The 20,915-nt window shown below is 34.2% G+C and carries 26 protein-coding genes and 4 tRNA genes; 18 read left to right on the top strand and 12 right to left on the bottom strand.

Annotated elements, in window-relative coordinates; all coding sequences use genetic code 11:
• The 10 genes from QWY99_RS06020 to QWY99_RS05975 all read left to right on the top strand — a co-directional run bounded on the left by QWY99_RS06020 (position 1) and on the right by QWY99_RS05975 (position 6,476).
• A complete protein-coding gene (locus QWY99_RS06020) occupies positions 1–285 on the top strand; it encodes a hypothetical protein (protein WP_290259687.1) in 285 nt (94 codons plus the stop codon).
• A gap of 3 nt (positions 286–288) precedes the next feature.
• Positions 289–591, top strand: a complete 303-nt coding sequence (locus QWY99_RS06015; protein WP_290262735.1) for a hypothetical protein — start codon at positions 289–291, stop codon at positions 589–591.
• 3 nt (positions 592–594) lie between these two features.
• Positions 595–1,422: a nucleotidyltransferase gene (locus QWY99_RS06010; RefSeq protein ID WP_290262734.1), complete on the top strand. Its 828-nt coding sequence runs from the start codon at positions 595–597 to the stop codon at positions 1,420–1,422.
• Positions 1,412–1,879, top strand: a complete 468-nt coding sequence (locus QWY99_RS06005; RefSeq protein WP_290262732.1) for a hypothetical protein — start codon at positions 1,412–1,414, stop codon at positions 1,877–1,879. Before QWY99_RS06010 ends, QWY99_RS06005 begins: the two co-directional genes overlap by 11 nt.
• The gene (locus tag QWY99_RS06000) at positions 1,872–2,654 is read left to right on the top strand and encodes a phage baseplate protein (RefSeq protein WP_290262730.1); all 783 of its coding nucleotides are present in this window, start codon (positions 1,872–1,874) and stop codon (positions 2,652–2,654) included. The genes QWY99_RS06005 and QWY99_RS06000 overlap by 8 nt, the downstream gene beginning before the upstream one ends.
• On the top strand, positions 2,654–3,607 hold the full coding sequence (locus QWY99_RS05995) for a hypothetical protein (protein WP_290262728.1): 954 nt from the start codon (positions 2,654–2,656) through the stop codon (positions 3,605–3,607). The genes QWY99_RS06000 and QWY99_RS05995 overlap by 1 nt, the downstream gene beginning before the upstream one ends.
• A gap of 2 nt (positions 3,608–3,609) precedes the next feature.
• On the top strand, positions 3,610–4,788 hold the full coding sequence (locus QWY99_RS05990; protein ID WP_290259700.1) for a BspA family leucine-rich repeat surface protein: 1,179 nt from the start codon (positions 3,610–3,612) through the stop codon (positions 4,786–4,788).
• Positions 4,789–4,807: 19 nt separating this feature from the next.
• Positions 4,808–5,185 carry a hypothetical protein gene (locus QWY99_RS05985; protein WP_290259702.1) on the top strand — a complete coding sequence of 126 codons (378 nt, stop codon included), beginning with the start codon at positions 4,808–4,810 and terminating at the stop codon, positions 5,183–5,185.
• A complete protein-coding gene (locus tag QWY99_RS05980; protein ID WP_290259704.1) occupies positions 5,185–5,652 on the top strand; it encodes a hypothetical protein in 468 nt (155 codons plus the stop codon). Before QWY99_RS05985 ends, QWY99_RS05980 begins: the two co-directional genes overlap by 1 nt.
• Positions 5,653–5,933: 281 nt before the next feature.
• On the top strand, positions 5,934–6,476 hold the full coding sequence (locus tag QWY99_RS05975; RefSeq protein ID WP_290259706.1) for a thymidylate synthase: 543 nt from the start codon (positions 5,934–5,936) through the stop codon (positions 6,474–6,476).
• A 77-nt stretch (positions 6,477–6,553) separates the two neighbouring features.
• On the opposite strand, the gene QWY99_RS05970 is transcribed toward QWY99_RS05975, so the two are convergent.
• Complete coding sequence (locus QWY99_RS05970) at positions 6,554–6,892, bottom strand: SDR family NAD(P)-dependent oxidoreductase (RefSeq protein WP_290262726.1); 339 nt, start codon at positions 6,890–6,892, stop codon at positions 6,554–6,556.
• Between the two features lie 130 nt (positions 6,893–7,022).
• The gene (locus tag QWY99_RS05965) at positions 7,023–7,613 is read right to left on the bottom strand and encodes a TetR/AcrR family transcriptional regulator (RefSeq protein ID WP_290262725.1); all 591 of its coding nucleotides are present in this window, start codon (positions 7,611–7,613) and stop codon (positions 7,023–7,025) included.
• 363 nt (positions 7,614–7,976) lie between these two features.
• Here QWY99_RS05965 and QWY99_RS05960 point away from each other — a divergent pair, with 363 nt between their 5' ends.
• Positions 7,977–8,861 carry an AraC family transcriptional regulator gene (locus QWY99_RS05960; protein ID WP_290262723.1) on the top strand — a complete coding sequence of 295 codons (885 nt, stop codon included), beginning with the start codon at positions 7,977–7,979 and terminating at the stop codon, positions 8,859–8,861.
• 67 nt (positions 8,862–8,928) lie between these two features.
• Positions 8,929–10,089, top strand: a complete 1,161-nt coding sequence (locus tag QWY99_RS05955) for an iron-containing alcohol dehydrogenase (protein ID WP_290262721.1) — start codon at positions 8,929–8,931, stop codon at positions 10,087–10,089.
• 229 nt (positions 10,090–10,318) lie between these two features.
• Here QWY99_RS05955 and QWY99_RS05950 read toward each other — a convergent pair whose 3' ends face one another.
• The 8 genes from QWY99_RS05950 to QWY99_RS05915 form a co-directional block, all read right to left on the bottom strand.
• Positions 10,319–11,326 (bottom strand): NAD-dependent epimerase/dehydratase family protein, encoded by a 1,008-nt coding sequence (locus tag QWY99_RS05950; RefSeq protein WP_290262717.1) that lies wholly within the window; start codon positions 11,324–11,326, stop codon positions 10,319–10,321.
• Positions 11,327–11,389: 63 nt separating this feature from the next.
• Entirely contained in the window at positions 11,390–11,965 is a 576-nt protein-coding gene (locus QWY99_RS05945; RefSeq protein ID WP_290262714.1) for a Crp/Fnr family transcriptional regulator, read from the bottom strand.
• Between the two features lie 48 nt (positions 11,966–12,013).
• Positions 12,014–12,385, bottom strand: coding sequence for an MmcQ/YjbR family DNA-binding protein (locus tag QWY99_RS05940; protein ID WP_290262710.1), 372 nt, complete (start codon positions 12,383–12,385; stop codon positions 12,014–12,016).
• 194 nt (positions 12,386–12,579) lie between these two features.
• Entirely contained in the window at positions 12,580–12,984 is a 405-nt protein-coding gene (locus QWY99_RS05935) for a helix-turn-helix domain-containing protein (RefSeq protein WP_290262707.1), read from the bottom strand.
• A gap of 352 nt (positions 12,985–13,336) precedes the next feature.
• Positions 13,337–13,410: transfer RNA gene (locus tag QWY99_RS05930), tRNA-Arg, on the bottom strand.
• Between the two features lie 45 nt (positions 13,411–13,455).
• Positions 13,456–13,529, bottom strand: a tRNA-Arg gene (locus tag QWY99_RS05925).
• A gap of 29 nt (positions 13,530–13,558) precedes the next feature.
• Positions 13,559–13,633 (bottom strand) — tRNA-Pro (locus QWY99_RS05920).
• Positions 13,634–13,650: 17 nt separating this feature from the next.
• Positions 13,651–13,734, bottom strand: a tRNA-Ser gene (locus QWY99_RS05915).
• Between the two features lie 239 nt (positions 13,735–13,973).
• Between QWY99_RS05915 and QWY99_RS05910 the strand changes: the two genes are divergently transcribed.
• Together QWY99_RS05910 and QWY99_RS05905 are read left to right on the top strand one after the other, a co-directional pair.
• Positions 13,974–15,152 carry an acetyl-CoA C-acyltransferase gene (locus QWY99_RS05910; RefSeq protein ID WP_290262705.1) on the top strand — a complete coding sequence of 393 codons (1,179 nt, stop codon included), beginning with the start codon at positions 13,974–13,976 and terminating at the stop codon, positions 15,150–15,152.
• Between the two features lie 66 nt (positions 15,153–15,218).
• The gene (locus QWY99_RS05905; RefSeq protein WP_290262702.1) at positions 15,219–15,980 is read left to right on the top strand and encodes a C40 family peptidase; all 762 of its coding nucleotides are present in this window, start codon (positions 15,219–15,221) and stop codon (positions 15,978–15,980) included.
• Between the two features lie 42 nt (positions 15,981–16,022).
• Here the strand turns inward: QWY99_RS05905 and QWY99_RS05900 are convergent, their stop codons facing one another.
• Positions 16,023–16,868 carry an AraC family transcriptional regulator gene (locus QWY99_RS05900; RefSeq protein ID WP_290262699.1) on the bottom strand — a complete coding sequence of 282 codons (846 nt, stop codon included), beginning with the start codon at positions 16,866–16,868 and terminating at the stop codon, positions 16,023–16,025.
• A 186-nt stretch (positions 16,869–17,054) separates the two neighbouring features.
• Between QWY99_RS05900 and QWY99_RS05895 the strand changes: the two genes are divergently transcribed.
• The 3 genes from QWY99_RS05895 to QWY99_RS05885 all read left to right on the top strand — a co-directional run bounded on the left by QWY99_RS05895 (position 17,055) and on the right by QWY99_RS05885 (position 19,062).
• Entirely contained in the window at positions 17,055–18,041 is a 987-nt protein-coding gene (locus QWY99_RS05895; RefSeq protein WP_290262697.1) for an aldo/keto reductase, read from the top strand.
• Between the two features lie 134 nt (positions 18,042–18,175).
• A complete protein-coding gene (locus QWY99_RS05890) occupies positions 18,176–18,781 on the top strand; it encodes an NAD(P)H-dependent oxidoreductase (RefSeq protein WP_290262694.1) in 606 nt (201 codons plus the stop codon).
• A gap of 2 nt (positions 18,782–18,783) precedes the next feature.
• Positions 18,784–19,062, top strand: a complete 279-nt coding sequence (locus QWY99_RS05885) for a putative quinol monooxygenase (RefSeq protein ID WP_290262691.1) — start codon at positions 18,784–18,786, stop codon at positions 19,060–19,062.
• Positions 19,063–19,124: 62 nt separating this feature from the next.
• Here the strand turns inward: QWY99_RS05885 and QWY99_RS05880 are convergent, their stop codons facing one another.
• A complete protein-coding gene (locus QWY99_RS05880; RefSeq protein ID WP_290262686.1) occupies positions 19,125–19,373 on the bottom strand; it encodes a hypothetical protein in 249 nt (82 codons plus the stop codon).
• 201 nt (positions 19,374–19,574) lie between these two features.
• Here QWY99_RS05880 and QWY99_RS05875 point away from each other — a divergent pair, with 201 nt between their 5' ends.
• A complete protein-coding gene (locus tag QWY99_RS05875) occupies positions 19,575–20,843 on the top strand; it encodes a DUF2130 domain-containing protein (protein ID WP_290262683.1) in 1,269 nt (422 codons plus the stop codon).
• Positions 20,844–20,915: the final 72 nt, after the last annotated feature.

Below are 20,915 nucleotides of genomic sequence, written 5' to 3'. Positions count from 1 at the left end.
ATGACAGATTTTTTATTAGATGATGATTTTGATTTATTGGTTACCGATGGCGATTTAGTTGTTGGAGAGAGTACGGCTCAACATCAAAAAATGTTAATTCTGATTGAAAAAGGAGAATTAAAGGACGTGCCAATGCGCGGTGTTGGAGCTCAAAGGTATTTAGAAGATGACAGCCCCGAAAATTTAGCCAGGGAAATTAGATTAGAATTTTCATTTGATGGTATGACAGTAAATAAAATACAAATAGCATCCGATTTGACAATTGAAATCGATGCAAAATATTAGAAAATGACAGTAACTGTTTTAGTCTTGCAATCATGGTTTGATTTAGCCGTACAACATACAGGAAGTGTTATGAACGCTTATGCGCTTGCTCTTGCTAATGGCGATAGGTCAGTTACTGATGATCCAATTTCAGGCGAACAAATAATAATCCCGAGCAACATTACAATTTTAAAAAAAGAAACGGTCTATTTAAAAAGCAAAACAGCAATACTAGCTACAGGAATAACTAAGGGTCAATTAGATCAATTAACACCGCCTATAGGTATAGGAACAATGATTGTAGGATCAACATTTATAGTAGATTAAAAAATGGCAAAAAAAATAACAGATATTTCAAACGAAATTTACGCTAAAATAGCTGCTGATTCAACGCTCCCAAATTCGATAAGTCAATCAGCAATTTATAGACGATTTATATTTATAATTAGTTATGCAATTTGGCTTTTAGACTCTCTTTTCGACACTCATAAAGCAGAAGTTACTGATATTATAGAGCAACAATTTCCTCATAGACCATCTTGGTACAGAACCAAAGCAAAAGCATTTCAGTATGGTTTTGATTTAATTGAAGATACCGACAAGTATGATAATGTCGGATTTACGGAGGAACAAATTGAAAATTCTAAAATAATTAAATATTCAGCAGTGACACAATCAGCTGGACAACTGCTGATAAAAATTGCAACTGAAAGCGATGGCGTTTTATCTCCAATTTCTACTCCTCAAAAAGCATCCTTTGATGCCTACATGAGTGAAATTGCAGATTGTGGTGTAAAATATATTGTGGTAAATCATTTACCTGACATTTTGCTGTTGAACTTACAAATATTTCGTGATTCATTAGTTATCGATGCAACTGGTATGAGCATTTTAAACGGTAATTACCCAGTTCAGGAAGCTATATTGGAGTACATGAAGGAGCTTCCTTTTAATGGTGAGTTAGTGTTGTTTGATTTGGAAACAAAATTAAAAAATATTGAAGGGGTAAGAATTCCAAATATCGTAAATGCGGAATCTCAGATTATTGATATTAATACAAATACTTATTTGCCACCACAACCTATCACGGTAAAAACTGTACCGGAAAGCGGGTATTTTGTAGTGCCTAATTTTGACAATGTGAGCTATGTGGTATAAAGTAGATTGGGATAGATTGGTTTTATTGCTATTGCCAACATTTTTACGAAAGACTGTTTTATTTGGGTATCTCAGCTCTTTGGTTTCTCCGATTGCGAATTTGCATTATCAATGGTTGCAAATACGTGAAGACAACTTAAAAAAGCTTTCTTATAATTCTCAAAAATGCTATTTAAGGAAAGCGATTAATGATAAATTCGACCCTGATTTAAGGCGAATAACGATAGGTAATACTGCACAAGTAGATCAAGATTATTTGTACACACAGGCTGAAAATATCGATGTGTATTTAGGGGTTATGTACCTAGAGCAGGATTTTAATTATATAAGCGGAATGGCTGATTTTATAATAAATGTTCCTGCTTCTATTTTAAATCAAAAAATAAATGAAATAACGGCTTTGGTTGACTTTTATGTGTTGGCTGGTAAAAGCTATCAATTTGTAATATATGAATAGTATAAATTTTAGTCAAGTTGGCGGTTTTCCAACGACTACCAATGTTTTAGGAAGGATGCAAACTGCTTTTAACCTTTTTACTGCCTTTGGGAATATTGTAGGCGACAAATCTATTATTTCTGGTTGTGTTGTATCGGGCTCAAATACGAGTAATGGCGTTGTTTTTATAAACAATGAACCCTTTGAGTTTATTGGTGGACTAACACAGCCAAAAGTTATTATAAAAGAAGAGACAGAAACATTACTGTTTCAAAACAATAACTCCTATCCAGTTATAAAAACACGTTATATCACGTTTGGCTCTGGTGTTGAAGCGATGGATTGGGCTGACTTTAAACAAGGGTTTCCAACTAAAAACATTCAAGGATTAATTGATAGAATTCAAAAATTAGAAGCAAGACCATTGGTGGGTAATATACCAATTGGACTAATTGCGCTATGGGGCCGTCCTGCAAACGAAATCCCTGCTGGTTGGCAAGAAATTACAGAAATGGCGGGTAAAATGCCTGTTGGTTTTGATGAAAAAGATTCCGATTATGATGTCGTTGGTAAAGCGGGAGGATCTAAAACAAAAACCTTATCAATTCCAGAACTTCCAGAACACGCACATGATGGGCATCTAGTCCAAGCTTCAAGTAACTGGCGAGGAGGCGGTAATAACTCTGGAGATGATGCAACTTCGAAATATGGGAAATCGAGTCCAGTTGGTGGCGGTAAATCTTTCTCAATTATGAACCCCTACAGAGTAGTTCACTATATTAAATACGTTGGATAATGGCACTAAAAGCAAATGTAAAAGAATGGTTTCGCACTGGCTTGCGACCTACACAAACACAATTTTGGTCATTTTTTGACTCAATTTGGTTTAAGGAGGAGAAAATTCCTGTTGAAAATATTGAGGGGTTACAGGAAATTATAAACGATAAAGCCGAAGCGTACGTTTTGGCTCATCACTTATCTGATCCTAACGCTCACCCTGAATTGACTTCTTCAAAAGAAGATAAGTCCCAAAAAGGTGTAGTAAACGGCTATGTGCCACTCAACGAATTTATAAAAATCGCAGCTCAATACTTGAATATTGCTAATGATCTTATAAATAGTGATGAAGATTCACTCTTGACCGTAGAACAAGGGAGGATATTACAAGAACAAATAGACGCTATTAATCTTTTGTTGACATCTGACGATATAAATTTAGACACTATTCAGGAAATTGTCGATGCAATTAAAAAAGTTGAAATTTCTCTAAGTACGATATTGGTAAATGACTTGACTACGGGTGGAACCACGAAAGCTCTGACTGCTGAAATGGGTAAAATTTTAAAAGCCTTAATCGATGCTTTAACAGCAAACAAAGTGGATAAGGTAGCTGGAAGGAGCCTGATTTTAGAAACGGAAATAGCTCGTTTAGCTGGAGTCACCAATCAAGACATTACAGGGAAACAAGATATTTCAAACCAAATTGAGGTTTCTACATCGCAAAACGCACAGCCTTCTTGGCATGGAAAAACGGTTATTTTTACAGCTAATTGTACTATAACCATACCCATAGCACTTGTTGATTCTTATTTATTTAATGGTATCACATTGCCTGGTGTAACAGTTGGCTGGGCTATCATAGCTCCTAAAACATGGTTAATGGGGACACCTGCCAATACTGCAGAAAAACAGATTTTTACCTTGACACAGCGTGGAGCTACTAACAGCATTTTATTATTAGGACTGTAATTATGGGAGCGTTAATACAAAATACAGTTTTTGGAAAGAGCAAATACAAACCATTTATCTCTACTTGGAAAACGGACAATCTTTCAACTGGGTCAAGTCAAATAAACCAAATAAAACTACCACTCACCGCTGGTGGAATTTATAACTTTAGTGTTGATTGGGGAGATGGCACAGTATCTAGAATTACATCTTGGAATCAGGCAGAAGCTACCCACACTTTTTCAAACGTTGGAATTTATCAGGTCATTATTACTGGTAAATGTGATGGATTTATATTTAGAGGTACTGGTGACAAGATGAAATTAATGACTATTCAACGATGGGGGAGCTTTTTTTTTACTATTAATGGTAGTGCCTTTGACGGCTGTGTAAATCTTACACTTACTAATGTCGAAGATATACCAGAATTAAAGATGGTTAGAGGTTTATCATTTACATTTAGGGATTGTATATCGTTAACAACAATAAACCATCTAGAACTTTGGGATACTTCAAATATTAGGGGCATGACAGGTCTCTTTCAAGGCGCTAAAAGTTTTAATCAAGATATAGGTGGATGGAATGTTGTGTCTGTTGAAAATATGATAAGAATGTTTGATGAAGCAACTAATTTTGACAATGGGGGTAGCTCAAGTATAAATAACTGGAATACTTCAAAAGTGGTATTAATGGAAGGAATGTTCAATGGTTGCAAAATATTTAATCAAGATATCAGCAATTGGAATACTTCAACAGTTATTAACATGGGTACAATGTTTAGTGATTGCTTATCCTTCAATCAACCTATAGGAGGTTGGGACACTTCAAAAGTTACTGATATGAGAACTATGTTTAATTCTGCTAAAAGTTTTAATCAACCTATTGACTCATGGGATGTTAATAATGTTAACAATATGAAAGCTATGTTTTATAACGCTTTAAATTTCGACCAAAATATAGGTAATTGGAATGTATCAAATGTAATTAATTTCAAAGATTTTATGAAAACAAAAACTCCAACAACATTTTCAGCAGTACACTTAGACGCCTTATATAATGGTTGGAGCACAAGGATTTTGAAAGCAAATTTAGAAATAGATTTTGGAAGTTCTAAATATACATCTGGATCTGCAGCTTCACGAGCAGTACTTACGTCTGCCCCTAACAATTGGGTTATTAAAGATGGTGGACAAACTACATAAATATTTATTTAAGACAATTATGATACAATTAAATACAGCATATACCCACTCCAACAGATTTGGAGGCTTAACGGGTAAGTTACAAATCGAAATTACTTCCTGGACAACGATGCCAGATGCAAAAATCTTTAGCATAGAAGATTTTGTTATAGATGAATTTGGAGCAAAACATCAAATCAATTGTCGCCAGAAAAGGGTAGAAAACAATGAACTTGATATATTAGGTGTTTCGGTAAAATCTGCTCATAATTTTGAAGGTATGACTGATTCTCAAAAAGATTGGGCAAAAGCGAAAGCTGGACTATTGCTTTTTATACAAAGTGACTTACTGGATGATGGTATTCATACCATTTATGGGAAACTACCTGGGGATTGGGAACTAACACCACAAGTATAATGTTAGGTTCATACTCTCATTTTTTTAAACAAGATTCTAATGCGCTAAGAAAACGAAGAAAAGCCGTATCTCAGCTGTTAAAACTAAAGGGGTACAGCTTCTGCGAAATAAATATTTATATTATAGCGTATGACTTCTTTTGCTCCAATCCGTCTGAATTTGATGGCGCAACTGTTGTCAAAGATTTATGTGATATTCCTGGTCTCGACCTTGACGCCATGCTGCATGATTACCATTACCTTCGTTATCGGGTAGGATCGAGTTTTACCCTAAAATGGAAAGCGGATTGGGCTTACGCCAAAGGTCAGGAGCGTAAAGGAAAAGGGCAATACAGTGCGTTTTCAAGATTCGTAGGATTGACTATCATAGGGCTTGTTTTTGTACCTTATACGCGAGTAAAGCGAGGCAAGCTATCAAGAAACCAAAAAAAGGAGTTTTTAAAAGAATACCAAATTTTAATCAAGTAATTCCAAAGGAGAGGGGAAGTAAAAAATAGTCCTCCAACATTTTTAACTCTTACCACAGAATTTAAAAATTTAGCACCAAAGCCACCGTTGGAGGACATATGTCTTCTAATGGTGGCTTTGCTATTTTATATAAATTCTGTGGTAAGGCAAAGATAAAATAATAATCATCAATCAAAAATCGAAAATGAATAAATACCACGAAATACTAACTAAAATTACTGCTAGAGGGAAAGTACAACAAAATAAAAAAAGGATCCATAACCTTTTTATTAAACGAAAAATTGGAGTTAAAACCAATTGACTTACTGGAATTATTTGAAAGTCATGGTTTAGCTAAAAAGAAACTCAAGGATGAATTAAATTTATTCATGCAAGGCGAACGATCCACAGAGGCTTATCGTGGCATAGGGATATCTTGGTGGGATTATTGCGGTCCTATTTTAGTTAACAGCTACCCAACGTACTTTGAACAGCTACCAAAATTGATTAAGAAAATCAATAAAGAGCAACGTACGTCAAAGAATTATGTACTTTTTTTAGGTTCTAACAACACTGAGAGTAATCAACAACCGTGTTTAAGTTTGATTCAGTTTCAAATAACGAGTGGCAAACTGGTTGTAAGCGCATATCAAAGAAGCTCAGATGCTTCACTAGGTTTACCGAGCGACATCTATCACTTGTATTTGATAAGTAAACAAATCAACGTACCGTTGAAGTCTATTACATTGTTCTTAGGCAATGTGCATATTTATGAAAATAACCTTGAAGCCACCCATGAGCTACTTGGAGGCGGTATAGCAACGTTTTGTTTAAATGTTGGTTAATTGGTGTTTAAACTTAATTTAAAAGCCTGTACAGAGTATGTACAGGCTTTTAAGATTTATCTGAAAAAATGTACATTTCAATTTAGATTTGTGTACATTTTAATTTTGCGATTATAATTATTTGTACTATCGCTTAGGTCATTCATATAAGCAGCACCAGCATTATTGATTACAATATTTAGCTCTGGATAGTGCTCCCTTAACTCTTTTACAATTTTAATACGATCTGCCTCTACTGATAAATCTCCTTGTATACCAATCGCATTATCCAATTCTTTGAGCGCTTTTTGTAAACGCTCTTCATTGCGCCCGTTGATTATAATTTTATTTCCTGCAGCACTTAATTTTTTTGCAAATGCTAAACCTATTCCGGCACTTCCACCTGAAATGAATATGGTATTTCCTGTTGTTTTCATGTAATTTTTATTTAAGTTATTATTATTTTATACTTTTTAGTATATTTTTTTATCCGATTATATATGTGCATTTTATATGGTAATCTAACTTACAAAATATACTAAAAAGTATATTTTATAGTAAAAAAAATTAGATCCTGAAATTTTCTAATTCTTCTTTTAAACTTTTAATCAAGCCCCGCATGGGCTTTGCTGTATTCATCGTTTTGCATAAAACTAGAGCTCCTTCTACGGCTGCAAAAGCTTTAAAAGCATAAATGTCTGACTGCAGTTTATTAGAAAACTCTCCATCCTTAATACCTTTTTCTAAAACAGACACAAACCACTCTTGCCCACTTTTTAATACAGCAGCCACCTTTGCATTAATTTCAGGAAAAGTATCATCCGATTCTACAGCGATATTAAAAATTGGACATCCTCCTTTTATAGTAGTATCAAAAGGATCTTTATAAAAATCTAAAAAAGCATGAACTTTATCTTTAGCGGATTTTTTCGTATTTATGACTGCTGTCATTTTAGAAGTGTTATAATCCAGCATATAATTAATGACCTGAAAAGACAAATCCTCTTTACTCTCAAAATGTCCATAAAGACAGCCTTTAGTCAATTTAGATGCTTCCAAAACATCATCAATATTTGCACCAGCAATCCCCTTCTGATTAAAAATAGGAGCTGCGGTTTCAAGTATAAACTGTTTCGTTCTTTCTGCTTTCGTAGACATTACATCAAATATTAGAATACAAATATACTAAAAAGTATATTTTACAAAATTATGTTTACTATTATTTTTATCTATTGCACTATTTCAAAAGTTCTTATAGAAAACATATATATATCACTAAAAGCTGTTAATCTCCATTTCTTCTTGGTAAACTCACTACGAGCATAACATAATAAGAAAAACAAAACCAAATCTCCGCAAGAAAACGCGAACCATACAATTTATAGAAGGAGAAGTTAATACTTTTAAAACTGATGAATAGTGCACTATTAATTATCTTAACTGCGTATTTGAGCACAAAATGGATCAAATATTTGTGTTAATAAATCTTAAACCTGATAAAATTGGAATAAATTTGTACTTATGAATTTAAAGAGATTAGAAATTAAGAAGCATATTGACAAAATTGAAGACCATAATTTATCATTTCGTGTCTTCGATTTAAGCGCCAAGAATGATCCTATTTACTTAGAACCTCATAAAAAAGATCATTTCTGCATTTTAGCAATTGAGACTGGTAGTATAGAAGTACATATCGAAGACAGAAAGCATTTTTTAAAAGCAGGTAAAATTTCGATTATATTCCCTGATCAGGTTCATTTTATCACAAATGCAAGTGACGATTTATCTGGTAAAGTAATTTTGTTTGAAGAAATCCTTTTCTGTTCAGACATACTTAAAAATGAGCTCAGCGCCTATAACGTCAATCTTTCTGTGAATTTAAACTGTGTATTACTTTCGGAGAAAGAATTTAAAAACAACTCTCAAATTATAGCAGATATTCAAAACATATACAACGCTCCTACTTTAATCAAAAAAGAACAGGCACGTTTTTTCATCAAGGTTCTTCTTCTTGGACTTATAGAATCTATTCATGGCCAACACCCTGTTTTACATCAGGAAAAAGAAGCTGATAAACTGATTTACTTTCGTTTCAAAAAACTTCTAAATCAGCATTATAAGACGCAACGTACTGTTCAATATTATGCAGATCAATTGGCTGTAAGCGCAAAAAAACTGAATAACGTTACAAAAAAACACTGTCGTGAAACTGCTATTAATGCAATTCATAACCGAATTTTAACTGAAATAAAACGACAACTTCTTTTTTCAGATCTCTCACACAAGCAGATTGCTTTGGATCTGGGATTCAGTTCTCCTTCTGCATTAAATAAATTTGTCAAAGCTAAACTCAAAGAAACTCCTACAGAACTTCAGCAGGAATTGGCGCAAATTTATACCGCATAGTCCTGTTTGTATAACAGCTCAGGCAACACCTCTTCTACCTTTGTCTCATAATTTAATATGTATAAAAATGAGTAAACTATTTATTGCTTCTGAGGTTTTCCACGGAGCTGGAAGTCTTGAGGAGTTAAAAAACATCAAAGGAAAAAAAGCAATTATTGTTACAGGAGGAAGCTCGATGAAAAAAAGCGGTACACTTGACAAAGCCGTAACTTTTTTACAAGAAGCTGGAATAGAAACCAAAATATTTGATGGTGTTGAAGAAGATCCTTCATCTGCGACAAGTTTTAAAGGTGCTAAAGCAATGCTGGAATTCCAACCTGACTGGATTATCGGTTTAGGAGGATGTTCTGCAATAGATGCTGCGAAAACCATGTGGATTTTTTATGAATATCCTGATACTGATTTTGATTCTCTTATCAAACCATTTAGCGTTCCTGTACTTAGAAAAAAAGCAAAATTTATTGCAATTCCTTCTACAAGCGGAACTGGAACAGAAACAACTGGTCTTGCAGTTATTACCGACCGTGAAAAAGGAGTAAAATACCCAATTGTATCTTATGAACTAACGCCTGATATTGCTATAGTTGACGGAGAAATATGTGCTTCAATGCCTGCGCACATTACAAGTAATACAGGACTTGATGCTTTAACGCATTGCGTAGAGGCATTTGTTTCTAATATTGATAACAACTTTGCCGATGTACTTTCAAAAGGAGGATTGGAAATAGTTTTTAACAACCTACCTGAGGCTGTTAAAAATCCAGAGAATATCGTAGCGCGCCAAAACATGCACGATGCCTCATTCATGGCTGGTCTTGCTTTTAATAATGCTTGGCTAGGTATTGTACATTCCCTTTCACATCAGGTAGGTGCTCTTTATGGTATCCCTCATGGATGTGCAAATGCGATCTTCCTTCCAAACGTAATTCGTTACAACGAATCTGCTACAAACAAATATCCTGCATTAGCAAAAGTCATTGGTGAAGAAACAGCAGAAGGATTAGCAGTAGCTATTGAAGGTCTTAGAAAAGAGGTTAACAACATTGGATCTCTTAAAGAATTTGGAATTTCTAAAGAAGACTGGATTAAAAACCTTGATTATATTGCAGGTAATGCGTTAATTGATCCTTGTACAGGTTTTAATCCTCGTGTTCCAAGTCTTGAAGAACTAAAAGCAATTTACAATGCTTGTTATGATGGTGTTGTTTATAGCGAAAGTGCCGTTTAAAACTAATAGCATTTACTAAAATTTAGATAAAAAATGCCTTTCGTTTTCGATTTAGAAAACGGAAGGCTTTTTTTAAAACATTATTTTAAAATATTAGTTGACTCTCTTGAGAATATTTTTTCAGCAAAATCCAATAGAAAAATGCATTATTAATTTTTAAACTTTTATAACTAGGCACATAAAAAAAGGAACTCCGCTTTGAGCTGAAAAACTACTGAAGAATATACCTTTATTCGCCTCCACCATCTTGTAAATAATACATTGCCTCTTTCACAGCTTCTTTCGAACTCTTAGGATTAAATCCCAATTCTATTCTTGCTTTCGAAATATCAAAATCTTGTAGTAAACCTGAAAATACTGCAATGTCCTTTGTAGTGATTAAAGGTGCTTTACCATTTAATTTACTTCCTAATTCCATGAGCCAAGCAACCATAAACAAACCTGCCTTTGGAACTGCTATTGGCAACTTTATTTTCAATTCGGGAAAAAGTTCCTGTGCAATTTTGGTCGTTTCTTTGATTGACATACATTTTTCGTTTGCCAAAATATATCTTTCTCCATTCTTCCCTTTTGTTGCTGCCAAATAACAGCCTTCAGCAACATCTTTAACGTCGATCCAATTCAAGGCAATATTGGTTTCAATAGGAATTTGTTTTTTCAAAATCAGGTCAATAATATTATAGGAAACACTTAAAGGTGCAAATGCTTTATTACCAATCATTGCTGAAGGCAAAACGGCAACTAGCTCAATATTGTGTTTTTTTGACAATTCAAAAACTAATTTCTCCCCATCATTTTTAGAATTGAAATACATATCTCTACGGTCGGGATTGTAGCCATTACTCTCCTTTATGGGATATATTGAAAAATTTGTAGCTACGATGGAACTCACATAAACAATCCGCTTTACACCTGCTTCAACTGCAGCTTCTATCATATTTTTGGCTCCTTCAAGATTTACATCATAAATCTCTTTTTTAGGATCCTTTGCCCAAAGTTTAAATACTGCTCCCACTGCATAAAAAACATCAACATCTTGCAATGCATTTATCAGTGACTGTTTGTCTGTAATATCAGCTTGGACCAACTCACAATTCAATCCAGCAAAGGGTTTTCTATTGTTAATATTACGAACCGAAGCCCTAACAGGAATATTTTTTTCAATCAACAACCTCACTAAGTTATTACCCAAGTGTCCGTTTGCTCCTGTTACCAAGGCTAATTTTTTCTGTGCCATATTTTTATTATTAAATGATGACACAAAATTGAGAATAGCTTTTTCAAAACTACTTCACAAATGTTACCTAATCATTTCTTTACGCACCCTACTTAAACTTTTAGGATTCATTCCCAAAAATGAAGCGATGTAATGCAACGGAACATTTTGCAATATATCAGGATAGTTTTTCATTAACTTTAGGTAACGCTCTTCGGCTGTTAGGATTGCCAGTTCTTTTGAGCGACTTTCATGATAAAAAAGTGCTTGCTGAAAGACTGAAATACTGAAGTCTTTAAAAATGATACTTTGATCAATCAATAAATCTAAATTAGTTTTGGTAATTCTAAGCAACTCGCAATCTGTAACGCACTGCAAATTTTCATCAGATTTTGTTTGATTTATGAAATGCATGTACGATGTAATGAATCCGGTTGGACAATTGATGTTTGTAGTAACTTCATTGCCTTTGCTATTGTGATGAAACAGTCGTGCAAATCCTGATAAAACAAAATATAAGTATTTAGGAACTTGCCCTTCTTTTTCGAGAATAGAATTTTTTAAAAAAAAGACAGGCTCAAAATACTGTCCGCACAATTCTTTCTCTTCTTCAGAAAGAAGTCTGTCTTTAGAAATGAGATTTAATAATTGTATGTGCATGCCGCAAAGTTAGATTTTTTTTTGACCACGAATAACGGCAATATGAATTTAACTTGCAGCCAACTCTTTCTGCTGTTTTTTAGTCAATCCTGAAACGACCAATTTATATGAATCAGCCACAAGCTCTTTAAGCATCTCATCGGACACATCCTCATTAAACCGAACACTAATCCAATACTTTGGGCTTAAATTGAACGGTTTTTCAATAGCATTATATTCATCCTTTAAACTGTCTATCTTATCCGTAGCACATTTTATCGTACAGCTATCGAATTTATCCAAATCAAAAAAGCAAAACATCTTCTCTTTAACATAGATCACTAGTATTGACCGAGAATTATTAAAAAATCCATTAAATGGCATCCCTTCGTGAGTTCCTTTAAAAGAGAGACAATAATCTCTGAATTCTTCTATATTCATAATTCTAATAGGTATTTAGAAACATTTTTGATCGTCGATAATTATCCAATAATAGCATTTACAAGCGAATTACTAGTTTCAATTATAAGCCAAAATATCTGAACACAAAAGTTTATTGAAAGATATAGAATGAATAACCCAACAATAGATAAAAAAGGGAAAAAATTTCAAATAGAGAAAGAATTAATCTAAAACTATTTGTTGATTAATTTTTCAAGTCTTGTCATCATTTCGTCTTTCTCTTTCAACATACGTTCAAACAAAGTAATCTTTTCTTCGTGAAGTTTTTTTAACTCTGCGATAGAATTGAAATTAAATGTTGAGCTAGGATTTCCGACACAAGCATTATCTCCAAAAGTATTAGAAATAACATTTATCGCTTGTTCCTCATCAAAGTTCTGAAATGCTTCAACTGGAATTTTTAATACTGCTGAGATTTGTTTAAGTAGATTATCTTCAATTACATCTTTCTGCTCAAGCATAGAAATTTTCTTCTGATTCCAGTCTTCTCCCAAATCATAAGCCAATGCCTCTTGCTTTATATTAAGCATTTCTCTGAAACGTTTTATGTTTCTTCCCTGATGTATTTTTTGTTCCATAATAAATAGCAGTTTTCTAAAGACTCAAAGATAGAGTCATTTGGATTAAAAAGTCCGAACTTCAAAGATAGAAAAATATCCCGTAAAACATGGATCAATACGAAAACCTGTGAGGGTTCAAAAACGAATCAATTTGTTAACACAAAATAAAGTAGAAGCAAAAAAGAACGAAAACCCGAGCCTTTACTGGGATTAGTTTTTGCAGAGATTATTCGTTCCTCAGAAAGACAAGATTATGGTTAAAAAAAAAATCAAAAATTCTTGCTAATCCACAGATTTTTGAACCTGATTCCTTATTATTTAAGAAATAGCATCTAAAAACAAAAAAGCCACTCGATTGAGTGGCTTTTCGTGAACGCAGAAGGATTCGAACCTTCGACCGCCTGCTTAGAAGGCAGGTGCTCTATCCAACTGAGCTATGCGTCCTTGGATATAAAATAAAAAAACCACCCTATTTGAGTGGTTTTAAAGTGAACGCAGAAGGATTCGAACCTTCGACCGCCTGCTTAGAAGGCAGGTGCTCTATCCAACTGAGCTATGCGTCCATTTCTTTTAAAACTTTATGGAAAGTTTGTCGGGGTGGCAGGATTCGAACCTGCGGCCTCCTGCTCCCAAAGCAGGCGCGATAACCGGGCTACGCTACACCCCGAGGCAAAATTTATTAAGCGGAGAGACAGGGACTCGAACCCTGGCGACAGTTACCCGTCGACAGATTAGCAATCTGCTCCATTACCGCTCTGGCACCTCTCCAAGCTCAGAGAAACTTGTCTCGTTTTGCGGTTGCAAATTTAAGACAACATTATATATCTCACAAGTATTTCGGAGACTTTTTTCAATATTTTTTCATCTTTTTTTAAAATCACTTCACTATCAAACGAATACAAAAAAAATATTTTTCCTAATAATTTAAAAAGACAATCAAAACACTCAAAATTTGAATTTGTTTAAATAAACATTAAATTTGCTTCATTAACTAAATCACACAGAAAATGAACAAAAGAGTTGTTATTGTTTCTGCCGTTAGAACCCCTATCGGAAGTTTCATGGGAGGATTATCTACAGTCACAGCCCCAAAATTAGGTGCTGTAGCTATTAAAGGAGCTTTAGAAAAAATACAATTAGACCCCAATTTAGTTGATGAAGTATTCATGGGTAACGTAGTACAAGCAGGAGTTGGTCAGGCTCCAGCGAGACAAGCAGCTCTATTTGCTGGATTATCCGAGAAAGTAGCTTGTACAACAGTAAACAAAGTTTGCGCATCAGGAATGAAAGCAGTTATGTTCGGTGCTCAGGCAATTGCTTGTGGCGATGCCGAAATCGTAGTTGCGGGTGGAATGGAGAACATGAGTTTGATTCCACATTATCTACAAATGCGTAATGGTACTAAATTTGGTCCAACTACAATGGTTGACGGAATGCAAAAAGATGGTTTGACAGATGCTTACGATAACAGCGCGATGGGAGTTTGCGCTGATTTATGTGCAACTGAATACAACATCAGCCGTGAAGAACAAGATAACTTTGCTATTCAATCTTATGAAAGAAGTGCAAAAGCTTGGGAAGCAGGAAAATTTGATTCTGAAATCGTTCCAGTTGCAGTACCACAACGAAAAGGAGACCCGATAATCGTATCAAAAGATGAAGAGTACACTAATGTAAAGTTAGACAAGATTCCTTCGTTAAACGCAGTTTTCACAAAAGACGGAACTGTAACCGCTGCAAATGCTTCAACAATAAATGATGGCGCAGCTGCAGTGATATTAATGTCCGAAGAAAAAGCGTTAGCGTTAGGATTAAAACCACTTGCCTACATAAAAAGTTATGCCGATGCTGCACAAGAACCTAAATGGTTCACAACAAGCCCAGCAAAAGCATTACCAAAAGCACTAGACAAAGCAGGAATCTCAATTAACGATGTAGATTATTTCGAATTCAACGAAGCTTTTGCTGTTGTTGGATTAGCAAATTCAAAAATACTAGGTTTAGATAACGATAAAGTAAACGTAAACGGTGGTGCCGTTTCATTAGGACACCCACTAGGTTGTTCAGGAGTTAGAATTATCGTAACTTTAATCAACGTTTTAGAACAAAACAATGCCAAAATTGGAGCCGCTGCTATCTGTAATGGTGGTGGTGGAGCTTCGGCAATTGTAATCGAAAGAGCCTAAATAATCATAAATCAGGAGTTATTTACAAATAATAACTCCTGATTATTAACTTATAAAATACACTAAATGTTCGGAATTTGTAATCTAGCCATAGTGCCTGTTCGATTTGAACCAAGTGATAGAAGCGAAATTGTTAGCCAATTATTATTTGGAGAACATTTCGAAATTCTAGAACAGCAAAATCAATGGTCTAAAATTAAAATCCAATTCGATAATTACGAAGGTTGGGTTGATTCCAAACAATACCAATTAATATCTGAAGCTAGTTATAATTTACTATCATCAGACGCACCTATTTTAAATGCCGATTTAATAGACTACATAACATCACCCGATAATCTGTTATTACCAATTCCCCTTGGTGCATCGCTAACATTCTTGAATAATGGCGAAATTAACACTTCGAATTTTGAATTTGAAGGCACAAAAATAAGCGGAATAAAATCAAAAAACAGCTTAATAAATACAGCCTACATGTATTTAAACGCACCTTATCTTTGGGGAGGAAAAACTCCTTTTGGGATAGATTGCTCAGGCTTTACACAAATGGTTTACAAACTAAACGGGTACAAAATTCAACGTGATGCTTCGCAACAAGCAAAAGAAGGAGATCCTTTGAGTTTTATAGAAGAAAGTGAAGCAGGCGATTTGGCCTTTTTTGATAATGATGAAGGAAACATCACCCACGTAGGTATAATCATGGACAACAATTACATCATTCATGCCAGTGGAAAAGTTCGAATTGACCGTTTAGATCACTTAGGGATTTATAATCCAGAAACAAACAGACACACTCATAAACTACGTGTAATCAAAAAAATCATCTAATAGATCCAAAGAATATCAAGCAAATAAGCTAAAAAAACACAATCAAGCACTAATTCTGACCAGTTTCCTAAACTCCGAAGGACTATTGCCTTTTTGTTTTTTAAAGAACTTATTGAAATGACTTTCATCGGTAAAACCAAACTCATAAGAAATTTCATTAATGCGTTTTTCACTAAACTGCAAACGATGTTCAATTAGTTTTGTTTTATAATTACTAATGTATTGTTGCATCGTTTCGTTAGCATGTTTCTTAAAATAACGACCTAAATAAGTTCCCGAAATTCCAAAATGCTCACTAATCGATTCTGCTTTTATTTTCTCAGGATAATAAATATTATTCTGAATATACTGCAAAATATCCATCGCTTTAGCCTCACAACCAATATTTACCTGCTCAGGCAAATACTTCGCAATATTTCGAGCAACAACAATAATCAAGGTATTCACCAATTGCTGAATCAATTCTTTATTATAAACATCCTTATCCTGATGTTCGCGAATAATAGCTTCGATCATTGTTTTAATCAAAATTTTATCAGAATCATTTTTTAAGATGCATCCAGGCTGATGATTGGCATTTTGAAGAATATATTCCAATCGCTGAATATTTTCATTCTGCAAACTAGAATTCTTCAAATAAATATCATTAAATCTCAAGAAGAAAAACTGCGTTTCGGTCTTAATCGTAAAGTTATGGCAATCCTCGGGTGTCAGCAAAAACAAATGCCCACCATCATATTCAAATATATTTTTATTGATGCATTGTGAACCCGTTCCAGATAATACGTAAACCAATTCAAAAAAATTATGGCGGTCACCCACATCAGGATATTCAGTTAACGTTTCAAAAGAAACCGTAAAAGGTTCGTATAAATTTTCTTTTTTCATGAGTATACATTTATTGCAATTTAGGTTACATCAAACAAGCTAATCAATATAATTAATTACCTGCACTTTCTGCACAACCTATTTTGCGGTGCAAATATACCTAATAAACGAAAATATATACCAATTAAAACTCTTAAATTTGGTATAATTTTGCCAAATAAATTTTAAAGTAAAAAACATAGCATCATGGAATATAGAAAATTAGGCAATACAGAACTCGAATTATCAGCAATAACATACGGTGCATTTGCCATAGGAGGCACAATGTGGGGCGGAAACGAAAAGAAAGACTCCATAGCATCCATACACGCATCAATCGACAATGGCGTGACAACACTCGACACAGCTCCTTTTTATGGTTTTGGATTGAGTGAAGAAATGATTGGCGAAGCACTAAAAACACAAGATAGATCGAAAGTACAACTGCTTTCAAAATTTGGATTAGTTTGGGATGGCAGTAATCAAGGCAAGGGAGAATTCTTTTTTGATGCCGATGACAATGGCAAAAAAGTACCAGTATACCAATTCGCTTCAAAAGCAAATATCATCAAGGAAGTCGAAGAAAGTTTAAAACGTTTACAAACCGATTATATCGATTTATTGCAAATACACTGGCCAGACGCAACAACACCTATTAGCGAAACTATGGAAACCATGGAATTATTAATCCAACAAGGAAAAATAAGAGCCGCAGGAGTTTGTAACTATGACGTAGCACAAATAGAAGAAGCACAAAAAACAATACAATTAGCATCAAATCAGGTTTCCTACAGCATGCTAAATCGTAGTATCGAAGCCGATTTAATTCCGCTTACAACGTCTCAAAACATTGGCATAATAGCATATAGCCCAATGGAAAGAGGACTACTAACCGGTAAATATTTTACAGATAGCAAGCTAAAAGACAACGACCATCGTAACGGCTATTTTAGTCAATTCGATCTTGCCAAAGTAAAAACATTAGTCGAAGAACTAAGCTCATTAGCCAACACCAAAAATGCAACGCTAGCCCAATTAGTATTGCGTTGGACAAGCTTACAAAAAGGAATCACGATTGTTTTAGCAGGAGCCAGAAATGCAGAACAAGCAATTTCTAATGCAAAAGCAATGGCTTTTGATTTATCAGCATCAGAACTTGATTTCATTAACCAAGCAATCTCAAAAACAAAATAAGAATCTACAGGGTGTGACCCGCAAAAAAAGCGGGTCGGGTCATCCGCTAAATCTTTTATTTTTTAAAAGAAAAAACAAAAGGATACCGCTACTACCCCTCACACAAAAAACAATAACACATTAGAGCATTAAAAATGAAAAAAATATTTATAATAAACGGCGGACAGAAATTTGCTCACTCAGGAGGAAAATTCAATCAAACCATTCAGGACTGGACAACAGAGTTTCTGTCACAAAACAGCAAATACGAAATAAAAACAACCAATATAAACGACGAAATAAATCTACAAGAAGAAGTAAGCAAATTTGTTTGGGCAGATTTAATCATTTACCATACACCAATTTGGTGGTTTCAATTACCAAACGGCTTTAAAAAATATATTGATGATGTTTTTACTGCTGGACATAACAACGGAATTTACAAAAGTGACGGAAGAAGTCGCGTAAATCCAGACATTAACTACGGAACAGGCGGCCTTTTACACGGACGCAAATACATGCTTACCACAAGTTGGAATGCACCTAAAACAGCATTTACACTCCCAGGAGAATTCTTTGAACAAACCTCTGTTGATGATGGAGTAATGTTTGGTTTTCATAAAATGAATAAATTTACAGGAATGGAAAAATTAGAAAGTTTTCATTTTCACGATGTCGAAAAAAGAGCAACTCCAGAAAATATTGCTATCTTTAAGCAGGAATATACTACACATTTAGAACAACTTTTTAAAACTGTATAAACATGATTTCGATAACAGCCATCATTAAAAGCAAAAAAGAAAACAACGAACAAGTTAAAACCATGATCGAAAATCTAGTGAATCAAACTAGAAAAGAAGCTGCTTGTATTCGTTATGATTTACACAATTCAGATAACGTTTATATCATTTGGGAAGAATGGACAGACCAAGCAGGGCTTGATTTACACAATAATCAATCCTACTTACAAGAATTTGTTACCAGTAGCGAAACTTATCTTGCGTCCCAAATTCAGGTTTATAAAACAACTCAGATTTTATAGCCAAAATATAATTATTGATTAAAATTTAAGCGCAGACCTGACAGCTTAAAAAAACTGTTAGGTCAAAACTTAAAAAATAATTCATCAGTATTTAATTCCACCAAAAGCTCAGAAACACCTATTTTTATGTAAAATTTAGACACTGCTAAAACCGCCTTTTTTATTAAATCCAACTGATAGTTCATCGATCTTGATGAGTCTTCTCTAACAACGTAATCCAATACGTTTTTGCGATGCTCCTTCCCTTCTACTCCTTCAACTTCTAGAAAATCACCATATCTTTCCCAAGAATATTCATTTAACAGCTCCATATCTTGAGTAATTAAATCATAAAACAACCTAATTCGCTTAGTATAATCCCCTTAAAAAAAGATAAATTGTAAATTAAAACACGAAATACAAGTTTACATATTTATCAAAAATTGGAAACCGAAAGGAGAAAACATTATGCTTATAGCTAACTTTTAAATACCTTAGCAAAAAATAATAGTACTTCTAAAAATCATCAAAAAATGGCTGAGCAATCTTCAATTCAATGTCCAAATTGCGGAACAATAATCGACGTAAATGACATTCTAAAACACCAATTAGAAGACAGTATTCGTAAAGAATTCCAGCAAAAAGCCACAGCTCAAACAAAAGAATTAGAACTCAAAAATGAGCAATTTGAAAAAGCCAAATCCGAATTTGAAGCTAAAAAGAAACACGAAAACGAACTTTTTGCTGAACGTTTAGAGCGCGAGAAAAAAACAGCTGAAAAAGAAATAACAGAGAAACTAAAAACGAAGCTCGAAGAAGAAAACAAAGACCGTTTACTTTCGATGGAAAAAGAACTTTCGGAGAAATCTGAAAAGTTACGAGAATTAAATAAAATGGAAGGTGAGATTGCTAAACTTCAACGTGAAAAGTTGGAGATGAAAGAAGCAATCGAAGCCGAATCTCAAAAACAACTCAATGCTACCTTAGTTCTAGAAAGAGATAAAATTCGAAAACAAGAAGAAGAAAAGAACGAGTTAAAAATAAAAGAATACCAAAAACAATCGGACGACCAAAAGAAACTGATCGAAGAAATGAAACGCAAGCAAGAGCAAGGTTCTATGCAACTGCAAGGCGAAGTAATGGAATTGGCTATTGAAGAATGGCTAGCTTCTAATTTCCCATTAGATAGTATTGATGAAGTTAAAAAGGGAGCCAATGGAGCCGATTGCTTACAAATAGTAAATACTCGCGAAGTACAAAATTGTGGTACTATTTATTACGAAAGTAAGCGTACTAAAGCCTTCCAACCGGCTTGGATTGAAAAATTCAAAAACGACATTAGAGACAAAAAAGCCAATATCGGGGTTCTTGTTACCGAAGTGATGCCTGCAGGAATGGATCGTATGGGAATGCGTGACGGAATATGGATATGTACTTACGAAGAATTTAAAGGATTAAGTGCCGTTTTACGTCAGTCATTAATCCAAGTAAGTCAAGCTGTACAAGCACAAGAAAACAAAGGTGATAAAATGGCCATGTTATACGATTTCTTAACTACTAACGAATTTCGTTTACAAATTGAAGGCATCGTAGAAGGATTTACACAAATGCAAAGCGATTTAGATTCAGAAAAAAGAGCCATGCAACGTATTTGGAAACAACGCGAAAAACAAATAGAAAAAGTAGTTAATAATACTTTAGGAATGTACGGTTCTATTCGCGGAATCGCAGGAAATGCAGTTCAAACGGTAAGAGCATTAGAATTAGATTTTGTCGATGACCAAACAGAAGAGTTGGAATAAGTTAAACCCTTAATTTAAGGTGCTGAGTTACTAAGTAGCTAAGGCGCTAAGATATTAGGTTAATATGCAAAA

The organism is Flavobacterium branchiarum, assembly GCF_030409845.1.
In the GTDB taxonomy this organism is placed as follows: Bacteria; Bacteroidota; Bacteroidia; order Flavobacteriales; family Flavobacteriaceae; genus Flavobacterium; species Flavobacterium branchiarum.
The sequence above is the reverse complement of the archived record's forward strand: the minus strand, read 5'-3'. Positions and strand labels throughout refer to the sequence as shown.